A 19,595-nucleotide genomic window follows, 5' to 3' on the forward strand; every position below is an offset into this window, starting at 1 on the left:
CACGGGTGGGGGGTGGAAGTCTTGATGTGTTGTGCGTATTCAACTGTGCCGAGCCCCCGGTTCCACACGTGTGTGTGGTGGGGGTGGTTGTTGTTTCAGATACCGTATAGTGGATGCAAGATCGCGTGGTTGTCGCGTGTGTTTGTGGTGTGGTTGTGGTAAGTCCTCGGCCTATTAGTACCCGTCCACTCCGCCCATTACTGGGTGTCCATGTCGGGCCTATCAACCCACTGATCTGGTGGGGGCCTTAACCCACAACGGGGTGGGAGACCTCATCTGGGAACGGGCTTCCCGCTTAGATGCTTTCAGCGGTTATCCCTTCCGAACGTAGCCAACCAGCCGTGCCCCTGGCGGGACAACTGGCACACCAGAGGTCCGTCCGTCCCGGTCCTCTCGTACTAGGGACAGCCTTCCGCAAGTCTCCTACGCGCGCGGCGGATAGGGACCGAACTGTCTCACGACGTTCTAAACCCAGCTCGCGTGCCGCTTTAATGGGCGAACAGCCCAACCCTTGGGACCAACTCCAGCCCCAGGATGCGACGAGCCGACATCGAGGTGCCAAACCATCCCGTCGATATGGACTCTTGGGGAAGATCAGCCTGTTATCCCCGGGGTACCTTTTATCCGTTGAGCGACACCGCTTCCACCAGCCAGTGCCGGATCACTAGTCCCTGCTTTCGCACCTGCTCGACCCGTCAGTCTCACAGTCAAGCTCCCTTATACACTTACACTCAACACCTGATTGCCAACCAGGCTGAGGGAACCTTTGGGCGCCTCCGTTACCCTTTAGGAGGCAACCGCCCCAGTTAAACTACCCACCAGGCACTGTCCCTGAACCCGATCAGGGCCCGAGGTTGAGATGCCCGGAACGACCAGAGTGGTATTTCAACAACGACTCCACACCCACTAGCGTGAACGCTTCACAGTCTCCCACCTATCCTACACAAGCCGAACCAAACACCAATACCAAGCTATAGTAAAGGTCCCGGGGTCTTTCCGTCCTGCCGCGCGAAACGAGCATCTTTACTCGTATTGCAATTTCACCGGGCCTGTGGTCGAGACAGCGGAGAAGTCGTTACGCCATTCGTGCAGGTCGGAACTTACCCGACAAGGAATTTCGCTACCTTAGGATGGTTATAGTTACCACCGCCGTTTACTGGCGCTTAAATTCTCCGCTTCACCACCCAAAGATGGTTAACGGGTCCTCTTAACGTTCCAGCACCGGGCAGGCGTCAGTCCGTATACCTCGTCTTACGACTTCGCACGGACCTGTGTTTTTAGTAAACAGTCGCTTCTCCCTGGTCTCTGCGGCCACACCCAGCTCCCCACGCACGGTGGATCACCAGACATGGCCCCCCTTCTCCCGAAGTTACGGGGGCATTTTGCCGAGTTCCTTAACCACAGTTCACCCGACCGCCTCGGTATTCTCTACCTGACCACCTGTGTCGGTTTCGGGTACGGGCCGTGCACACACATCGCTAGAGGCTTTTCTCGACAGCACGGGATCACCCACTTCACCACCACGGCTACGCCTCACCTCTCACCCACACGCTGCCCGGATTTCCCTGGACAACGGGCTACAGGCTTACACCGGTACTACCACTCACCGGCAGGGCTACCCTCCTGCGTCACCCCATCACTTGACTACTACCCACTCAGGTCCCACGCACCACCAACCAGGATCCGAAGACCCCCGTCAGCAGCGGGTGGTTAGTCTCACGGGACTCGCCATGGGCGCGTGCACACGGGTACGGGAATATCAACCCGTTCTCCATCGACTACGCCTGTCGGCCTCGCCTTAGGCCCCGACTCACCCTGGGCGGACGAACCTGCCCCAGGAACCCTTGGTCATCCGGCGGCAGAGATTCTCACTCTGCTCTCGCTACTCATGCCTGCATTCTCACTCCCACACCCTCCACACCCCCTCACAGAGATGCTTCACCGGATACAGGACGCTCCCCTACCCACCCACACACAGTGTGAGCGACACGGCTTCGGCGGTGTACTTCAGCCCCGCTACATTGTCGGCGCAGGACCACTTGACCAGTGAGCTATTACGCACTCTTTCAAGGATGGCTGCTTCTAAGCCAACCTCCTGGTTGTCTCTGCGATCCCACATCCTTTCCCACTAAGCACACACTTCGGGGCCTTAGCCGGTGTTCTGGGCTGTTTCCCTCTCGACGACGAAGCTTTTCCCCCGCCGTCTCACTGCCACGCTCCACCACAGGCGTATTCGGAGTTTGGCTGACGTCAGTAACCCGTAAAGGCCCATCAACCAACCAGTGCTCTACCCCACCCGGGCACCACGCAACGCTGCACCTAAATGCATTTCGGGGAGAACCAGCTATCACGAAGTTTGATTGGCCTTTCACCCCTACCCACAGCTCATCCCCCAGGTTTTCAACCCTGGTGGGTTCGGGCCTCCACACGGTCTTACCCGCGCTTCACCCTGGCCATGGGTAGATCACTCCGCTTCGGGTCTGCACCACGCGACTCCAACGCCCTCTTCAGACTCGCTTTCGCTCCGGCTACCCCACCCGGGTTAACCTCGCCACGCAGCAGCAACTCGCAGGCTCATTCTTCAAAAGGCACGCCATCACCACCACCCCAACAGGGGCAGCCACAGCTCTGACGGATTGCAGGCACACGGTTTCAGGAACTCTTTCACTCCCCTCCCGGGGTACTTTTCACCATTCCCTCACGGTACTCTCCACTATCGGTCACCAGGCAGTATTCAGGCTTAACGGGTGGTCCCGCCAGATTCACAGCGCCCTCCACGGAAACACTGCTACTCGGGCACGCCATCACACACACCACGCAGATTTTCGCCTACGGGACTCTCACCCACTCCGGCCAGGCATCCCAACCTGTTCAACTAACCCACGCAGCCACGCTGAAGGGCCGGCAGACCCCTCCAACAACGCCCCACAACCCCGCACACGCAACCCCTGCCGGGTCTCCCACATGCACGGTTTAGCCAACCTCCGCTTTCGCTCGCCACTACTCACGGAATCACAATTGTTTTCTCTTCCTACGGGTACTAAGATGTTTCACTTCCCCGCGTATACCCCCCACACCCTATACATTCAGATGCAGGTAACCCGACATCACTCGGGCTGGGTTTCCCCATTCGGACATCCTCGGATCACAGCTCGGTTGACAACTCCCCGAGGCATATCGCAGCCTCCCACGTCCTTCATCGGCCCCTGGTACCTAGGCATCCACCGTGTGCCCAATACAACTTACACACAAACCAGAAACACAAGACAAAAACAAGATGCTCGCATCCACTATACAGTTCTCAAACAACAACCAGACAACACACACCCGTGTGTTCCCTCAAAACCCAACAGTGCACCGACATCACGACCAACCCCACCCACAACACGAGCAGAACCAGCCGACCAGTGATTAGCGTTTCCACAACTCTTCGAGCACACCCACCACACGGAACATCCGCCCATGCACAGCAGGCACACCCCACACCCAGCACAGCCACACACGCAACACGCACGCAACCACACCAGACATGGACACGATGTTTGCTCCTTAGAAAGGAGGTGATCCAGCCGCACCTTCCGGTACGGCTACCTTGTTACGACTTCGTCCCAATCGCCGGTCCCACCTTCGACCACTCCCCCCGGACAACCGGTTGGGCCATGAGCTTCGGGTGTTACCGACTTTCGTGACGTGACGGGCGGTGTGTACAAGGCCCGGGAACGTATTCACCGCAGCACTGCTGATCTGCGATTACTAGCGACTCCGACTTCACGAGGTCGAGTTGCAGACCCCGATCCGAACTGAGACCAGCTTTATGGGATTCGCTCCACCTCACAGTATCGCCACCCATTGTACCGGCCATTGTAGCATGTGTGAAGCCCTGGACATAAGGGGCATGATGACTTGACGTCATCCCCACCTTCCTCCGAGTTGACCCCGGCAGTCTCCCGCGAGTCCCCACCATCATGTGCTGGCAACACGGGATAAGGGTTGCGCTCGTTGCGGGACTTAACCCAACATCTCACGACACGAGCTGACGACAGCCATGCACCACCTGTACACCAACCACAAGGGAAACCATGTCTCCACGGCAATCTGGTGCATGTCAAACCCAGGTAAGGTTCTTCGCGTTGCATCGAATTAATCCACATGCTCCGCCGCTTGTGCGGGCCCCCGTCAATTCCTTTGAGTTTTAGCCTTGCGGCCGTACTCCCCAGGCGGGGCGCTTAATGCGTTAGCTACGGCACGGAAACCGTGGAAACAGTCCCCACACCTAGCGCCCAACGTTTACGGCGTGGACTACCAGGGTATCTAATCCTGTTCGCTCCCCACGCTTTCGCTCCTCAGCGTCAGTATCGGCCCAGAGACCCGCCTTCGCCACCGGTGTTCCTCCTGATATCTGCGCATTTCACCGCTACACCAGGAATTCCAGTCTCCCCTACCGAACTCAAGTCTGCCCGTATCGACCGCACGCCCACCGTTAAGCGGCAGGTTTTCACGGCCGACGCGACAAACCGCCTACGAGCTCTTTACGCCCAATAAATCCGGACAACGCTCGCACCCTACGTATTACCGCGGCTGCTGGCACGTAGTTAGCCGGTGCTTCTTCTACACCTACCGTCAAAACCCCACAACAGGGCCCCTTCGTCGATGTCGAAAGAGGTTTACAACCCGAAGGCCGTCATCCCCCACGCGGCGTTGCTGCGTCAGGCTTTCGCCCATTGCGCAAGATTCCCCACTGCTGCCTCCCGTAGGAGTCTGGGCCGTGTCTCAGTCCCAGTGTGACCGGTCACCCTCTCAGGCCGGCTACCCGTCGTCGCCTTGGTAGGCCACTACCCCACCAACAAGCTGATAGGCCGCGGGCTCATCCCATACCGCCGGAACTTTCCACCCACCCCCATGCGAGGACAGGTCCTATCCGGTATTAGACCCCGTTTCCAAGGCTTATCCCGAAGTACAGGGCAGATTACCCACGTGTTACTCACCCGTTCGCCACTCATCCACCCCCGAAAGGGCTTCAGCGTTCGACTTGCATGTGTTAAGCACGCCGCCAGCGTTCGTCCTGAGCCAGGATCAAACTCTCCAACAAGGATCATTCAAAACCTGACCAACAAAAACAGTTGGCACAAAAACAAAACCACCCAACCCACACAACGCAGGCCAGGCAGCCAAACCACCAACCACAAAACATCGGCACACTGTTGAGATCTCAAAGAACACACGCACAACCCAGCAACCCCACAACAAGGCCACCAAGCAAGCGCCAAAACATTCACGTTGTCGTACCCAACCAGCCTAACGCACCGGAAAACAACCCGTGCATCCGGGGGGTCACCCCACCCGACCGAACCCAGAAGTCCGGAACCAGTCGATATCCACAACTACACCGCACCCGGTCCGAACCCGGCCCGTTCCGTGCTGGCGATGAATAAGTTACAGCAGCCCCAACACCCACCCAACACCCACCCCCCGGAAAGATCGAAAACGCTGCTCAGAGGGGCTGTCCGCGGAGGGAGAGCCCGAAGAGCGCTTCGAGCTCGTCCACCGTTCCGCGCGCCGAGTGGTGGTGCACACCCACCATTCCCACCGCGACCGCGCCGTCGACGTTGCGCCGCAGATCATCGACGAACACGCATTGCTCGGGCGGTACCTCGAGACGGCGGGCCGTCAACGCGTACGCCTCAGGGTCCGGCTTGGCGACACCGACCGTTCCGGAGACCACGACCGCGTCGAAGAGCTCGGCCCACTCCGGCTGGTCGAACCCCCCGTCGGCGTTCGACAGCAGCGCCGTCCTGAGCCCCGCTGCCCGCACCGCCCGCGTCGCGGTGACCATCGGCGGCTCGTCGGCCCCGGAACCGCCACCGAGATCGGTCATCACTCCGCCGAAATCCAGAATCAGCGCGCGCATCGTCACGCGGGCGACCGTACCCGCCGAACACGTCCCACGTTCGGGCGTATTCCGCGGCGAAACTGACCGGATTCCGGGTGGTGGTTCCTCTGTTCATCGAGTCGATCGCCAAAGGAGAACGCCATGCTCGCTACGGCACCAGCACCAACCACCCCAGCCACCGGAGCCTCCGTGGCCGCGCTGACCCCGACGGTCCGGCACGCACCCGTCCCGGTGCCGCCGCGAGCCGGCGGCACACCGAGCGCGCACGCGATCGCCACCCGCCTTGCAGTCGCCCTCACGGACGTCCTCGCGGCTCGACGATCACCGCATCAACTCCGCAGCAGATTGACCCCGCTCACGCTGGGCCTGCTCACGCGCCAGCTGTCAGCAACACCGCTGCTCGCGCGGACCTTCCGGGTGCACTCGGTCCACGCGTGCCCGACCACGCGCCGCAGCATCGAGGCCAGCGCGGTGCTGACCGGCGTCACACGCAGCAGGGCACTCGCGTTGCGGATCGAGCATCGGGACGAGCAGTGGATCTGTTCCGCGCTGTCACTGCTCTGAACAGCGCGGAACAGATCCACTCCTCGCGGGAGGTCACTTGCCCCGGTTCTTCTTCGCCTCGCGCTGGGCGGCGCGCCGCTCCCGCCGAGTGCCCGATTGGGCGTTGCCCTGCGTGCCTTGCTCACGGCTGTTGCTCGTCTGCACACCACCCGACTCCGCGGGACCCGAGTAGTTCAGCTTCTGCTGCTGCGGGGTGTCCAAACCCTTGCCTCGCAGCATGTTCGGCGCTTGCGTGCCGTCGTCGCCGGACGCACCGAGCTGGCTCAACGCTGGGCCGGCCGCCGCAGGCTTGGCCGCCCGCTTCGACTGGGGCTGCGCGGCCGCCCCACCGCCTGCCTGCTGCCCGGCCGCTTGACCGGCACGCGGTACGACCGTCTGCTGACCGTCCCCGGCGGTCACCGAGACCGGAACCGACGGCTCCTCCGCGGGCTCCGGCTGGGCGGACTCCACCTGAACGTTGAACAGGAACCCGACGGACTCCTCCTTCAACGCCTCCAACATCGCGTGGAACATGTCGAAGCCCTCCCGCCGGTACTCCACCAGCGGGTCGCGCTGCGCCATGGCACGCAGGCCGATGCCCTCCTTGAGGTAGTCCATCTCGTAGAGGTGCTCACGCCACTTGCGGTCGAGCACGCTGAGCACCACCCGACGCTCGAGCTCGCGCATCGCACCGGGACCGACCTTCGCGTCGATCTCGGCCTCGCGGGCGTCGTAGGCCCGCTCGGCGTCCTCCATGATCAGTTCGAGCAACCGTTCCCGGTTGAGATCGTCCTCGTCCTCGACCATCGCTTCCCAGTCCAGCGAGATCGGGAAGAGGGTCTTGAGCGCGGACCACAACTTCTCGAAGTCCCAGTCCTCCGAGTAGCCCTCGGAGGTGGCGCCGTTGACGTAGGCGGCGACGACGTCACGCAGCATGTGCAGAGCCTGCTCGCGCAGGTCCTCACCCTCGAGCACCCGACGACGCTCGGTGTAGATCACCGAACGCTGCTGGTTCATCACCTCGTCGTACTTGAGGACGTTCTTGCGGATCTCCATGTTCTGCTGCTCGACCTGGGTCTGCGCGCTGCGGATCGCCCGGGTGACCATCTTGTGCTCGATCGGCACCTCGTCCGGGACCTTCAACCGGGTCATGACGGTCTCGACCATCGCCGCGTTGAACCGGCGCATGAGTTCGTCACCGAGCGAGAGGTAGAACCGTGACTCGCCGGGGTCGCCCTGGCGGCCGGAACGCCCGCGAAGCTGGTTGTCGATACGCCGCGACTCGTGCCGCTCGGTACCGAGCACGTACAGGCCACCGGCCTCCCGGACCTGCTCCGCCTCGGCCTCGACCTGCTCCTTGATCTTCTCGACCACGCCGGGCCACTCGGCCTCGTACTGTTCGCGCGAGTCGACCGGGTCGAGCCCACGCTTGCGCAGCTCGGCGTCGGCGAGGTGGTCGACGTTGCCGCCGAGCACGATGTCGGTGCCTCGACCGGCCATGTTCGTCGCGACCGTCACCGCGCCCCTGCGGCCCGCTTCGGCGATGATCGCCGCCTCGGACTGGTGGTGCTTGGCGTTGAGCACGTTGTGCGGGACGCCCCGGTTGAGCAGCAGTTTCGCCAGGTACTCGGAACGGTCCACGCTGGTCGTGCCGACGAGCACCGGCTGGCCCTTGCGGTGCTTGTCCTCGATGTCCTCGGCGACGGCCTCGAACTTCGCCTCCTCGCTCTTGTAGACGAGGTCGGGCTGGTCTGCCCGGATCATCGGCAGGTTCGTCGGAATCTGCACGACACCGAGCTTGTAGGTGCCCTGGAACTCGGCGGCCTCGGTCTCGGCCGTACCGGTCATGCCCGCGAGCTTGTCGTAGAGGCGGAAGTAGTTCTGCAGCGTGATCGAGGCGAGCGTCTGGTTCTCCGCCTTGATCTCGACGCCTTCCTTGGCCTCGATGGCCTGGTGCATGCCCTCGTTGTAGCGCCGGCCGTCGAGGATCCGGCCGGTGAACTCGTCGACGATGATGACCTCACCGTTGCGGACGATGTAGTCCTTGTCCGGGCGGTAGAGTTCCTTGGCCTTCAAGGCATTGTTGAGGTAGCCGACCAGCGGGGTGTTCGCGGCCTCGTAGAGGTTCTCGATACCGAGCTGGTCCTCGACCACGGTGACGCCGTCCTCGAGGACACCGACGGTGCGCTTGCGCTCGTCGACCTCGTAGTGCCGGTCCTTGGTCAGCATCGGCGCGAGCCGGGCGAACTCGTTGTACCAGCGGGAGGACTGGTCTGCGGGCCCCGAGATGATCAGCGGAGTACGGGCCTCGTCGATGAGGATCGAGTCGACCTCGTCGACGATGGAGAAGAAGTGCCCGCGCTGCACGCAGTCGGCGAGGCTCCACGCCATGTTGTCACGCAGGTAGTCGAAGCCGAACTCGTTGTTCGTGCCGTAGGTGACGTCGGCCTCGTAAGCCGCGCGGCGCTGTGCGGGCTGCAGATCGGCGGTGATCGCGCCGACGTCGAGGCCGAGGAAGCGGTGCACCCGGCCCATCCAGTCGGCGTCACGTTTGGCGAGGTAGTCGTTCGGCGTGACGACGTGCACACCCTTGCCCGCGATCGCGTTCAGGTACGCGGGCAGCACACAGGTGAGCGTCTTGCCCTCACCGGTCTTCATCTCGGCGATCTGACCGAGATGCAGGGCGGCGCCACCCATGAGCTGCACGTCGAAGTGACGCTGGCCCAGGGTGCGGTTCGCGCCCTCGCGGGCGACGGCGAAGGCCTCGGGCAGCAGCTCGTCGAGTGTCTCGCCGTCGGCGTAGCGGCGCCGGAACTCCTCGGTCTTGGCCGTCAGCTCGGCGTCGGAGAGTCCGACGATGTCGCCTTCGAGCGCGTTGATGTGCGCAGCGATTTTGCGCAGGCGCTTGAGGGTCTTGCCCTCACCGGCGCGGAGCAGTCGGGACAGGACCATCCGGTCGACCTCACTACCTGATCGTGACGCGCCCCCACGGACGCTTTGTGGCCATCGTATTAGAGCTCGGTCCGGTCACGGCGTTCACTCGTCCCGGGAACGTGGTCGCGGTCACGTCCGAGCATGTCGTCGCTGTTCGTGGCCACCGAACTCACGGGACACCACCGTGTCGGACGGCCGGACGGCGCTGTCCCCCGCGTCCACGGTACGCGGGGGACAGCCACTGCGTTCGGCGTTGGCACACACTCGCCGCGGCACCGCAGCCGGCGCGTGCGTGCCTGTGGGTCAGGCGGCCAGCCTGATGACGCCGTAGTCGAAGCCGTGGCGCCGGTAGACGACGCTGGCGACGCCGGAGTCGGCGTCGGAGAACAGGTAGAAGTCGTGGCCGACGAGCTCCATCTCGTAGAGAGCCTGGTCCACGGTCATCGGTTTTGCCGTGTGCTCCTTCTCCCGGACGATGCGGCCCGGCTCGTGGTCGAGGGCCTCCTCACGCTGCTCGGGCACTTCGGCGGTCTGCTCGGACACTTCCTGCGACGCTTCGAGCAGGGCCGTACGGGTCGCGGGCACCTGGCCGCGGCCTCCGTTGTGCGGCATCGCGACCGGCCGGTCGGCCTCACCGGAGGTCGCTTCGGCGACCGAGGTCGGGTTCCGGCGCCCGTAGTGCACCTTGCGGCGGTCGTGCGCCCTGCGCAGGCGGTTCTCGAGCTTGCTGGTGGCGGAGTCCAGAGCGGCGTAGAAATCACCGGCAGCGGCTTCTGCGCGAACCGCGGGCCCTTTGCCCACGAGGGTGATCTCGACGCGCTGGCAGTTCTTGGCTTGACGTGGGTTGCGCTCGTGGAAGAGCTCCACGTCCGCCCGGATGGTCTTCCTGTCGTACCGCTCCAGCCGGGTCAGTTTGTCGGAGACGTGCTCCCGGTAGTGCTCCGGAATCTCGACGTTTCGACCCTTGACCACGATGTCCATTCACGACCTCCGTCTCTCGGCGTGCCTCTCGGATGTGCTGCGTCGTCGGCGCCGGGAGCGGAGTTCAGTTCGTTTCCGGCGCCAGGGACATGGGCTGCTCACTCCTCCCTGAAGGCCGGGGACCGCTGTTGGATGGGGACGTTAGCTGCCTTTACCGACTTGTGACAGCCCCCTTGTCGAGGGAAGTCAAGCGACCACCCACTGTGATGGTCGACACGTTCGTCGGGGCAGGTCAGGCGTGCGGTCCGGGCGACCTGACTCGATCGGAGGCACACAAGTTTCACCCCTTCGGAGCAGCGCACGAGCGACCGTTGCGCACCGAATCCGTCGTCGGACATCCCCACCCCGCCAACGGACCACGACGTGGTGAAGTTCCCGTGGCGTCGGGCTCACCCGGCGGTGGCGGTCAGTCCGAGGACGAGATGTACCGGGTGCCCACCCGACTGCAACGCATCGACCGAGCAGGCGACCGTCGCCCCGGTCGTGACGACGTCGTCGACGAGCACCACGGTGCGTCCCGTCGTCGGCGCCCGTGCCGGGCGAAGCCGAATTCGCCCGGACAGGTTCCGCATCCGCGCCTGGGCTCCGAGTCCCACGGAATCCCGTGCAGCCCCGCGAACCGCCAGGCACTCGGCCACCACGCTGTCCGGGAGCTCGGCGGCGGCGGCGCGCGCCACGCGTGCCATGTGCGAGCCACCCCGGCGCCGTGCGACCAACGTTCGCGATGGAGCGGGCACGAGGCACCAGCCGCCGTCGGGCACGATCCGCCGCAACGCCGCGGCCACCGCGAGGCCGAACGGCCGAGCGAGATCACGCCGGCCGGACACCTTCAACGCGACGACGCCGCGCCGCGCCGCGCCCCGGTAGCGGCCGAGTGCGAACACCGGCGGCCCTCCGTCGAACACCCTGCGCCGCACGGGTCGAAGCGCATCGAGACCGGCCGCGCATTCCGAACACCATCGCTGCGCACGTGCCCCGCAGCCCGCGCACGCCAGCGGCGCCACGAGGTCGGCGAGACCGCGTGCGACGTCGCGCCACCACACCCTGTCGTCCATCCCGCCAGCGTCACAGGCAGACACCCGGACCACCGGGCTCTGCACCACACCGAGCACCGCGTGTCGGACAGGCGGAAACGACTCAGAAGCTGTCTGTGGTCTGCGGTGGTGGTCACCTACCGGCGTCCCAGCTTGCCGCTCGCGGCGTTGGGGTCGCCTCGAGTACCAGCACGTACGCAGCGGCGACCCCGGCCTTGCCAGCGACAACCTGGAACACCGGAGCTTCTCACCGTGCTCGGGCTGAGCACGCAAGACCATGCCCTGACGGGCATCAGAACAAGAACACAGACAGGCGGAAGCACCTCAGAGCGCATTGTGGAAGGTGCGGAGATGGTCACTTGCGAGGCGTGCCCTACGGGATGCCAGTGTCCAAAGGCCCTCTCGCAGGGCATTCGACGATCCCGCACACCCTTCGACACTCAGCCCGGGAAGAACGGGATGGACCCGCCGCCGATCGGCACCTGCAACAACCGCCACAGGTCCTGATCACCCGTCGCCTGCCACAACCCGCTGTTGTCGGCGACCACGACCTTGCGCCCCGGACCGACCGTGATGGCCGTCAGCGGCTGTTGCAGGTTCGCCGAGGAGTACGACGACCACTGGAAGCCGTCGACCGAGGTCTCCAGGACCGGCACCCCGGAGCTGCTGGTCATGGCGACCAACGAGTCGTCGCCGATCCACTCGACACCGGTGATGGTGACGTCGCTCGGGCCGCCGGTGAGCGGGGTCGGCCGGTACAACCGCAGGTCACCGGCGTCGCCGACGATGCCCGCGACCACGATGGTGCCGTCGACCACCGCGGCGAGCCGGGTCCCGTCGCGGGAGATCCGCAAGTCTGTGATCGGCCGGTCGCCTGCCAGCTCGGCCGAGTCGACCTCGCCGGTCGACCAGTTCCCGTCACGGCCTTGGACGGCGTAGGCGATCCGCCTGGAGTCGACCACGGTCCACACCTGGGAGGAACCGCGCCACGTCGGTTCGGTGAGCTGGACACCACCGATCGGCAGTTCCTGGAGGGTTCCGCCGTACTCACCGACACGCAATCCCACTCCACCCGGTCGCCGGACCGCCGCCGCCAGTCGCGACCCGTCGGCCGACTGGCCCGCGCGCACCACGTCGTACTCACCCGAACCGGCGGGGCCGGGCACCGGAGCGGCATTGTCGTCGAGTACCCGCAGCCGCTCGTCGACGACCGCGAGACCCGAACTCGCACCGGCGTCGCCGTTGTCGCTCTCGAACTGGGCGACGTCGGCGGGTCGCAGCTCCGGGGTGTCCGGCAGCAACGGCGTGCCGTCCTCCAGCAACCGGACCCGCGCGTTGCTGACGCCTTGCAGCGAGAGCACCACCTGCGCGGCGATCAACCTGCGCACCTCCGGCGCCGGCCGCCCGAGATCACTGAAGTTGACCACGAGCGCGCCGTCCTCGGCCTCGCTCACGTTCGTCTTGGTGACCGCGTCCGGCGGCAGCGCCGTGTCCATCGCTCCGCGGAACCCTTCCGAGGGGCCGCCGTTGAGCAGTTCGATGACCCGGCTCGGCTGCGCGGGGCCGGGCTGGGCGACGACGTAGCGCTGGTCCGGGACGACCCCGTCGCGAGTGTGGTCGAGGAAGTACACCGGAACGGGGCGGTAGTTGTCCTCGAACGCCGACCGGCTGACCAGCAACTCCGGCGGCGGATTGGCGATACGCCACTGTCCGTTCGGCTGCATCTCGACGCGCACCGGTACCTCGTAGCTACCGGACTCGGGCACGAAGGACTTGTCGGCCTTGAGCCTGCCGACCTTGTCGACCTGCAGGCTCACCATCTGCACCGAGCGCGGAGCTCCCGGAGGAGGCGGCTGCGGAATCGTGTCGACCTCGTCGACGATGAGCAGCTCCCTGGGCGGTTGCCACTGCTCGCGTGTTTGCCGCGTCAGGTGCAGCCGGGCCGCCTCGTAGTCGTTGGCCGGAGATCCGGCGGCATCGGCGAAGTTGCGCACCAGGGCGAGCGGGTCGACGTCCTCCGGCGGTGCAGGCACCTCGGCGGGAGTGTTGGCCTCGTCGACGCGCTTGATCGCCTCGGGGTCCGAAGCTTCCGGAATCGCCGCACACGAGGCGAGCACGAACATCGCGACCACGACGGCGACCAGCGTGCGCAACCGACGACCGCCCGAACCGGTGTCCGTCATCGTCCCTCCGAGAGTTCGCCGTCCCACGTCGTCTCCTCCGACAGCCGCGCGGGCCCCTGGTCGCGCCCCTCGGGCTCGAGCTCCGCCTCGCCGTACTCCGGCTCCGGCGTGGCGAGCAACGCGTCGGGCGCGGCGATCGACTGGGGCGCAGGCATCGCGAGCGGGCTGTCGTCGAGAGTCTTCTCGGGTGTGCGCGGCAGCGTGAGGCGGAAGCACGACCCCTCACCACGCTCGCCCCAGGCGTCGAGCCAGCCACCGTGCAGCCGTGCGTCCTCCGAACTGATCGACAATCCGAGCCCGGTGCCTCCTGTGCGGCGGTTCCGGGACGGGTCCGCCCGCCAGAACCGGGTGAACACCAGCTCCGCCTCACCCTGCCGAAGCCCCACGCCGTAGTCACGCACGAGCACGGCCACCGCGGTCTCGGAGGCCGCGATACGGATGTCGACCGGTGCGCCCTCCGCGTGGTCGACAGCGTTCGAGACCAGGTTGCGCACGACGCGTTCGATCCGGCGCGCGTCCGCGACGACCGGCACCGGCTCGTCGGCTCCGTCCAGCCGTAGCTCGACGCCGCTCGTGTCGGCGATGGCACGGACCGAGTCGACGCCACGCTGCACGATCTCGGCGAAGTCGAGCTGCTCGGCGGAGAGCTCGGCGACCCCAGCGTCCAGCCGGGAGATCTCCAGCAGGTCACCCAGCAGGGCCTCGAAGCGGTCGAGTTCGTCCACGAGCAGTTCGGTGGATCGGGACAACCCTGGCGGGAACTCCTCCCGTGAGGCGTGCAGCACGTCGGCGGCCATCCGCACGGTGGTCAGCGGGGTCCGCAGCTCGTGCGAGACGTCGGAGGTGAACCGGCGCTGCAGCTGCCCGAACTCCTCCAGCTGCTGGATCTGCTGCTTGAGGCTGTCGGCCATCTCGTTGAACGACTCGGCGAGGCGCGCCACGTCGTCCTCGCCGATGACGCGCATGCGTTCGTCGAGGTCACCGTCGGCGAGGCGTTCGGCAGTCTGGGCGGCGTGCCGCACCGGGCGCACGATCTGCCTGGTGACGAGGTTGGTGATCGCGCCGAGCAGCACCAGCAGCACGGCACCACCCACGAGCAACGTCGACTGCACGACGGACAGAGTGCGCTGCTCGGCGGTGAGCGGGAACAGCAGGTACGCCTGCAACGGCCGGGTCGAGCTGCCGACCGGAGTGCCGACGGCGAGCATCGTCACCCGGGTGCCGTCGCGCTCGACGGTGGTGATCTGGCGCGCGAGCTGGCCGCGTTCGACGAACCGGCGCAAGCCCTCCGGAACGTCCTCGATCGGGCCCGCCGACGGCTGCGCCCGGCGTTGCGCCGCAGCGTGACCGTCGACGAGGACGGGGTCGAAGGCTCCCGCGACGGAATCGACAGTCGACTGCCCGGACACCGAGGTCGTCAGCCGGTTCAACGCGGCAGCGAGCTGTTCGGGGACGCCGTCGGCGTTCGGGTCGACGGCCGTGAGCTCCCGTTCGAGAACCGGCAGGCTGGACTCGACCTGGGCGACCGCGGCGGTCTGCTTGGTCTCCAACAGCCGGTTCGTGATCTGCGTCTGCAGCACCATGCCGAGGACGAACACCACCGCGGACGACAACGCGAGCGTGCTGACGACGACGCGCAGCTGCATCGAGCGACGCCACACCAGCTCGAAGCGGTGCCAGCGGCGGCGGATCTCGGACCGGGCGCGCGCGACCCGGCGCCGCCACACGCGGCCACGACGCGCCCATACGTTCAACTCGACCGTCCCCTGTGGACAGAAACGACCGTTCTGGGCGTGGTCACGGCGGGCCGGCCTTGTATCCGACGCCGCGCACCGTCAGCACCACCTCGGGACGCTCCGGATCGCGCTCCACTTTGGACCGCAGGCGTTGCACGTGCACGTTCACCAGCCGGGTGTCGGCGGCGTGCCGGTAGCCCCACACCTGCTCGAGAAGCACCTCGCGGGTGAACACCTGCCGCGGCTTGCGCGCCAGCGCCACGAGCAGGTCGAACTCCAGCGGGGTCAACGCGATCGGCACGCCCTCCCTGGTGACCTCGTGACCGGGCACGTCGATCGCGAGGTCGCCGATCGTCAGCGTCTCGGCCGGCTCGGCGTCGGTGCGGCGCAGCCTCGCACGCAGCCGCGCGACCAGCTCCTTCGGCTTGAACGGCTTCACGACGTAGTCGTCGGCACCCGACTCGAGACCGAGCACGACGTCGACGGTGTCGCTCTTGGCCGTGAGCATCACGACCGGCACCACGGACTCGGTGCGGATCGCCTTGCAGACGTCGATGCCGTTCATCCCCGGCAGCATCAGGTCGAGCAGGACCAGATCCGGCTTGAGTTCCCGCAGCGCGGGCATCGCCTTGGTGCCGTCGTTGACGACCGCGGTGTCGAAGCCCTCACCCCGGAGCACGATGGTCAGCATTTCGGCCAGGGCCGGATCGTCGTCCACGACGAGCACGCGTGCCTTCATGGCACACATGGTTGCACTTCTCACTGACCGGACGTGCACCACCCGGCCGTCATCGGCGCAGGTCGTCGCCGTGCATCGGTCACGACCTCGACGGATACCACCGAAATGGAGCAGCGGCGGGCGCCGGGTCAGACCCCGAGGACGGCGTCCGTGAGCGCTCCGAGGTCCGTGCGGGCGGCGTCGGCACCGCCGAGCCCTCCGACCTCGGCACCACCGTCGACGACCAGCCACGGTGACCACCACTGTTCGGCCGCGAGCTGGGCGTACACCCGGCGGCAGCGCTGCTGCAGCGAGTCGTCCGACTCGAAGCGATCCCGCTCGCGGTCCGTCTCGGTCCGCTCGCGATGCTCCGCCCGGCCCGCGGCGACCTCGGGCGCGACTTGGAGCAGCAAGTGCAGGTCGGGCCGGGGAAGACCGAAACGGTCGATCTCCAACCCGCGCACCCACGCCACGAACGACCCTCCGGCGTCCTCGTGCAGTCGTGCCGCCCCGTAGGCGGCATTGGACGCGACGTAACGGTCGAGCAGCACGACGTCGTGGGCGGCCAGCGCGGTGTTCAACGATTCCACGGCGCCGCGTCTGTCCAACGCGTAGAGGACGGCCATCCCGTGCACGGAGTCACCCAGGTCTCCGTGACCGCCGCGCAGTGCCTCGGCCACGAGCGCGGCGTGCACGTCCTGTTCGTAGCGCGGGAACGCGAGCCGGGTCGTCGAACGGCCCCGGCGAGCGAGCTCGGTGGCGAGCCCTTCGGCGAGCGTGCGTTTGCCCGCACCGTCCAGACCTTCGATCACGACCAGTCGCCCCACGGTGGCGACCGTAGCCGAGCGGCTCCAGGGAGCCGCCGTCGCCCGCCGCACATGCGGGACGCGGGAGCGCACGGACAGCACAATCATCAGTGCAGCGGTCGCACGATGTGGATCAGCGGTGGACAATCGATCACGGCGCCGCGAACGCGACCGCCGCCGACCCCCCCAGGAGGAACGGTGCCGATCCCCGGGCCCGACACGCGGGTGGTCGAGCTCCGGGTGCACGGACTGCTCGGCAACCACGGTGACAAGCTCACCGACTCGGTCGCGTCCGTGGACGTGGCCGGCGACGAGACCGGCCGCATCGTCCGTCCAGCCGACCGATTGCTGCGCCCGGTTCCCGGCCCGATGCTCGCCGCAGGGGACCGCACCGTGCCGCGCGTCGTCGAGGGATACGTGTGGGGCGGTATGACCCCGGGCGGCTGGTCGAAGGCCACGTGGGCGCTGCTGTTCCCGTTCGCGCTGGCCAACGCCGCGCACTGGATGCTCCCGCCGCCACGCCGGGACAGCGCCGCAGGGCTTGCTCTGAGCAACGTGCTGCGTGCGCTGCTGCGGGTGGCCTCCGTGCTGTTGACCACGCTGCTCGTCGGACAACTCACCGTCGTCAGCGTCGATCTGTTCGCGGCACAGTGCCTCAGTCCCGGGACACGCTGTCTGTCCGGCTTCCCGGACGACGTGCGCGAGCTGACCGTAGTGCGGTCACTGGTGGGCGTCGTTCCTGTCGTGCTCGGCGTCCTGGTGATGCACCGACTGTCCACAGTCACGTGGCGCATCAGCGGCGGCGGAAAGCCTGGCGTCGCACGCGATTCCGCCCACGCGCCGTCGCAGCCCGGGGCGAACGTCGCCACTGATCCGGACACCCCGCTGCTGCGCGCTCTGCATGTCGTCGCCGCTGTGTCCACAGTGACGCTGATCGTCCTCGGTGGACCGTTCGCCCCCGATGTCGACGTCCGGTGGTGGTGCGCGGTCGTGTTTGCGGGAGTCGCGTTGCTGGGTGCCGTGCTGCTCGACGACCCCACCGAAGCGCGCGATGCGTCGTTCGGCCTCGCGGTGCGCGCTCGGGTCGCGACAGCGCCCGTCCGGCGCGGACTCATGGTGGCCGCCTCTCTCGTCCTGCTGTCCGCCGTCGTCGCACCGGGAGATTTCACCGGAGCACTCCCGGGCTCCGGTGGCACGATCGACCTGATCACCGGAATGCTGCTCATCACGTGCGTGGCGGTGGCGGTGCTGCTGGTGCCCGCCGCACTGCTCGCCCGGTCCCGATGGGCGGACCTGCCCAGGCCGTTGCGCCCGTGGGTCGGTGGGTGGATGGCAGCACCGGTGCTCGGCATCGCTTGCCTGCTCGGCACCGGATTCGGCGCGGGGCTCGCGTTGAGCGCCCGGCGCGCACTCGGGCACCCCACGCTGCTGCTGCCCGCCGCCTACGACGACGTCACGATCTTCTGGGGCACCTGCCTCGTGCTGCTGGCCGCGGCCGCCGCGATCGCGGTTCCGGTCGTGTTGTTCCACCAGTGGCGCACGAACCGCTCGGACGACGCGGTACCCGACGAAGTCGCCCTGCTGCACGCCGGCCGCACCCAGGATCAGAGTCGTGCCGCCCGGGCGTGGCGCCGGACCCGGCTCCAACAGGGCAACGCCCACCACGTCGTGTTGCTGCTGGCCGGGCTCCTCGCGCTGAGCACCGGTCCGACGCTCGTGCTGCGACTGCTCGGCCCCGACTCGGCGTCCTGGTCCCAGGTGCTCGTCGCGCTCGGCGTCGGCGCCCTCGCCGCGCTCGCGATCGCGCTGCTGCGCATGGTGCAACATGCTGCCACCGGCAAGAACGGCGCGCGCTACCTCGGCGTGCTCTGCGATCTCACGCTCTTCTGGCCGCGCGAGGCGCATCCGATCGTGCCGCCCTGCTACGCGCTCAAGGTCATTCCGGAACTCGCCGCACGCGCGACCGAGCACCTCGAGGACCCGGACACGCGGGTCGTCCTCGTGGGACACAGCCAGGGCAGCCTGCTCGCGACCGTCGCCACCGCGCGATTGCTCGACTCGCTGCCCGACCACGACCGCGAGCGGGTCGGGCTCGTCACCGCGGGATCGCAGCTGCAATGGGCCTACCCACGGGCGTTCCCCGGCGTCGTCCCGCACGACTCGCTGCAAAGACTGGCCGGGTCGCTGCGAGGCCGCTGGCGCTCGTTGTGCCGGGGAACCGACCCGCTCGGCGGGCCGGTGACCACCTGGAACAGACAGGTCTACGACGGGATGCTGCTCGGCGTCGGATTCCGGCCGGACGGCACCCGTGGCCCGCTGCCCGCAGCCACGCGAGGACCGACGGGCGCACTCGTGCTCGGCGGCGACCACTGGCTCCCGGACCCGCAGCGCGGGCCGTTCTCGTTCCGCCGCTGGGCTCCCGGCGTGCTGGGGCACAGCCAGTACAGCGACGACCCGGAATGGGACCGGGCCGTGGCGATGGCCGCAGGCCTGGAGTTCCCGGCGCGCGGTTCGACGCTGCCGTGGTCCTCGGCTCCGCCGATCCCGTCCGCCCCGGAGCCCGAACGGATGCGTCCGCACGGCAGCGACGGCGAGTCCCTCGACGTTCCCGCCGTGCCTGTACAACCGGCGGAGCCGAACGGCTCAGCGGGAACCGCCTTCACTGGGACAGTCGAGGGCGGGCCGCCGGTTCGCAAGGATCGGAACGCGCCCTGGGAACGTGGGCGAACGCTGCGCTCGCCCGAACACTGAATCTCCCTCACGTCTCACC

General features: G+C 66.7%; 10 protein-coding genes and 2 rRNA genes. 2 read left to right on the forward strand and 10 right to left on the reverse strand.

The window, feature by feature from the left end:
* Positions 1-153: 153 nt before the first annotated feature.
* From GIY23_RS18695 to GIY23_RS18705, 3 genes are all read right to left on the reverse strand, one after another.
* Positions 154-3,248: ribosomal RNA gene (locus GIY23_RS18695) — 23S ribosomal RNA — on the reverse strand.
* Positions 3,249-3,553: 305 nt separating this feature from the next.
* Positions 3,554-5,089: ribosomal RNA gene (locus GIY23_RS18700) — 16S ribosomal RNA — on the reverse strand.
* Together the 16S and 23S rRNA genes form the textbook arrangement of a ribosomal RNA operon.
* Before the next feature lie 402 nt (positions 5,090-5,491).
* Entirely contained in the window at positions 5,492-5,908 is a 417-nt protein-coding gene (locus GIY23_RS18705) for an HAD-IA family hydrolase (protein ID WP_187352193.1), read from the reverse strand.
* Positions 5,909-6,031: 123 nt separating this feature from the next.
* On the opposite strand from GIY23_RS18705, the gene GIY23_RS18710 reads away from it, so the two are divergent.
* Positions 6,032-6,454, forward strand: coding sequence for an Rv3235 family protein (locus GIY23_RS18710; protein ID WP_154077858.1), 423 nt, complete (start codon positions 6,032-6,034; stop codon positions 6,452-6,454).
* A 33-nt stretch (positions 6,455-6,487) separates the two neighbouring features.
* Here GIY23_RS18710 and secA read toward each other — a convergent pair whose 3' ends face one another.
* The 7 genes from secA to GIY23_RS18745 all read right to left on the reverse strand — a co-directional run bounded on the left by secA (position 6,488) and on the right by GIY23_RS18745 (position 16,846).
* Positions 6,488-9,385 carry a preprotein translocase subunit SecA gene (gene secA, locus GIY23_RS18715; protein ID WP_154077859.1) on the reverse strand — a complete coding sequence of 966 codons (2,898 nt, stop codon included), beginning with the start codon at positions 9,383-9,385 and terminating at the stop codon, positions 6,488-6,490.
* A 285-nt stretch (positions 9,386-9,670) separates the two neighbouring features.
* The gene (gene hpf, locus GIY23_RS18720; RefSeq protein WP_154077860.1) at positions 9,671-10,348 is read right to left on the reverse strand and encodes a ribosome hibernation-promoting factor, HPF/YfiA family; all 678 of its coding nucleotides are present in this window, start codon (positions 10,346-10,348) and stop codon (positions 9,671-9,673) included.
* Positions 10,349-10,737: 389 nt separating this feature from the next.
* Entirely contained in the window at positions 10,738-11,403 is a 666-nt protein-coding gene (locus GIY23_RS18725; protein ID WP_154077861.1) for a ComF family protein, read from the reverse strand.
* A gap of 419 nt (positions 11,404-11,822) precedes the next feature.
* Entirely contained in the window at positions 11,823-13,592 is a 1,770-nt protein-coding gene (locus GIY23_RS18730; protein ID WP_228717382.1) for an LpqB family beta-propeller domain-containing protein, read from the reverse strand.
* Positions 13,562-15,319, reverse strand: a complete 1,758-nt coding sequence (mtrB, locus tag GIY23_RS18735; protein ID WP_154077862.1) for an MtrAB system histidine kinase MtrB — start codon at positions 15,317-15,319, stop codon at positions 13,562-13,564. The genes GIY23_RS18730 and mtrB overlap by 31 nt, the downstream gene beginning before the upstream one ends.
* A gap of 43 nt (positions 15,320-15,362) precedes the next feature.
* Positions 15,363-16,040 carry an MtrAB system response regulator MtrA gene (gene mtrA / locus GIY23_RS18740; protein ID WP_154077863.1) on the reverse strand — a complete coding sequence of 226 codons (678 nt, stop codon included), beginning with the start codon at positions 16,038-16,040 and terminating at the stop codon, positions 15,363-15,365.
* Between the two features lie 128 nt (positions 16,041-16,168).
* Complete coding sequence (locus GIY23_RS18745; protein ID WP_154077864.1) at positions 16,169-16,846, reverse strand: dTMP kinase; 678 nt, start codon at positions 16,844-16,846, stop codon at positions 16,169-16,171.
* A gap of 177 nt (positions 16,847-17,023) precedes the next feature.
* Here GIY23_RS18745 and GIY23_RS18750 point away from each other — a divergent pair, with 177 nt between their 5' ends.
* Positions 17,024-19,576, forward strand: coding sequence for an alpha/beta hydrolase family protein (locus GIY23_RS18750; protein WP_154077865.1), 2,553 nt, complete (start codon positions 17,024-17,026; stop codon positions 19,574-19,576).
* Positions 19,577-19,595: the final 19 nt, after the last annotated feature.

The sequence above is a fragment of the Allosaccharopolyspora coralli genome (genome assembly GCF_009664835.1).
GTDB classification, from domain to species: domain Bacteria; phylum Actinomycetota; class Actinomycetes; order Mycobacteriales; family Pseudonocardiaceae; genus Allosaccharopolyspora; species Allosaccharopolyspora coralli.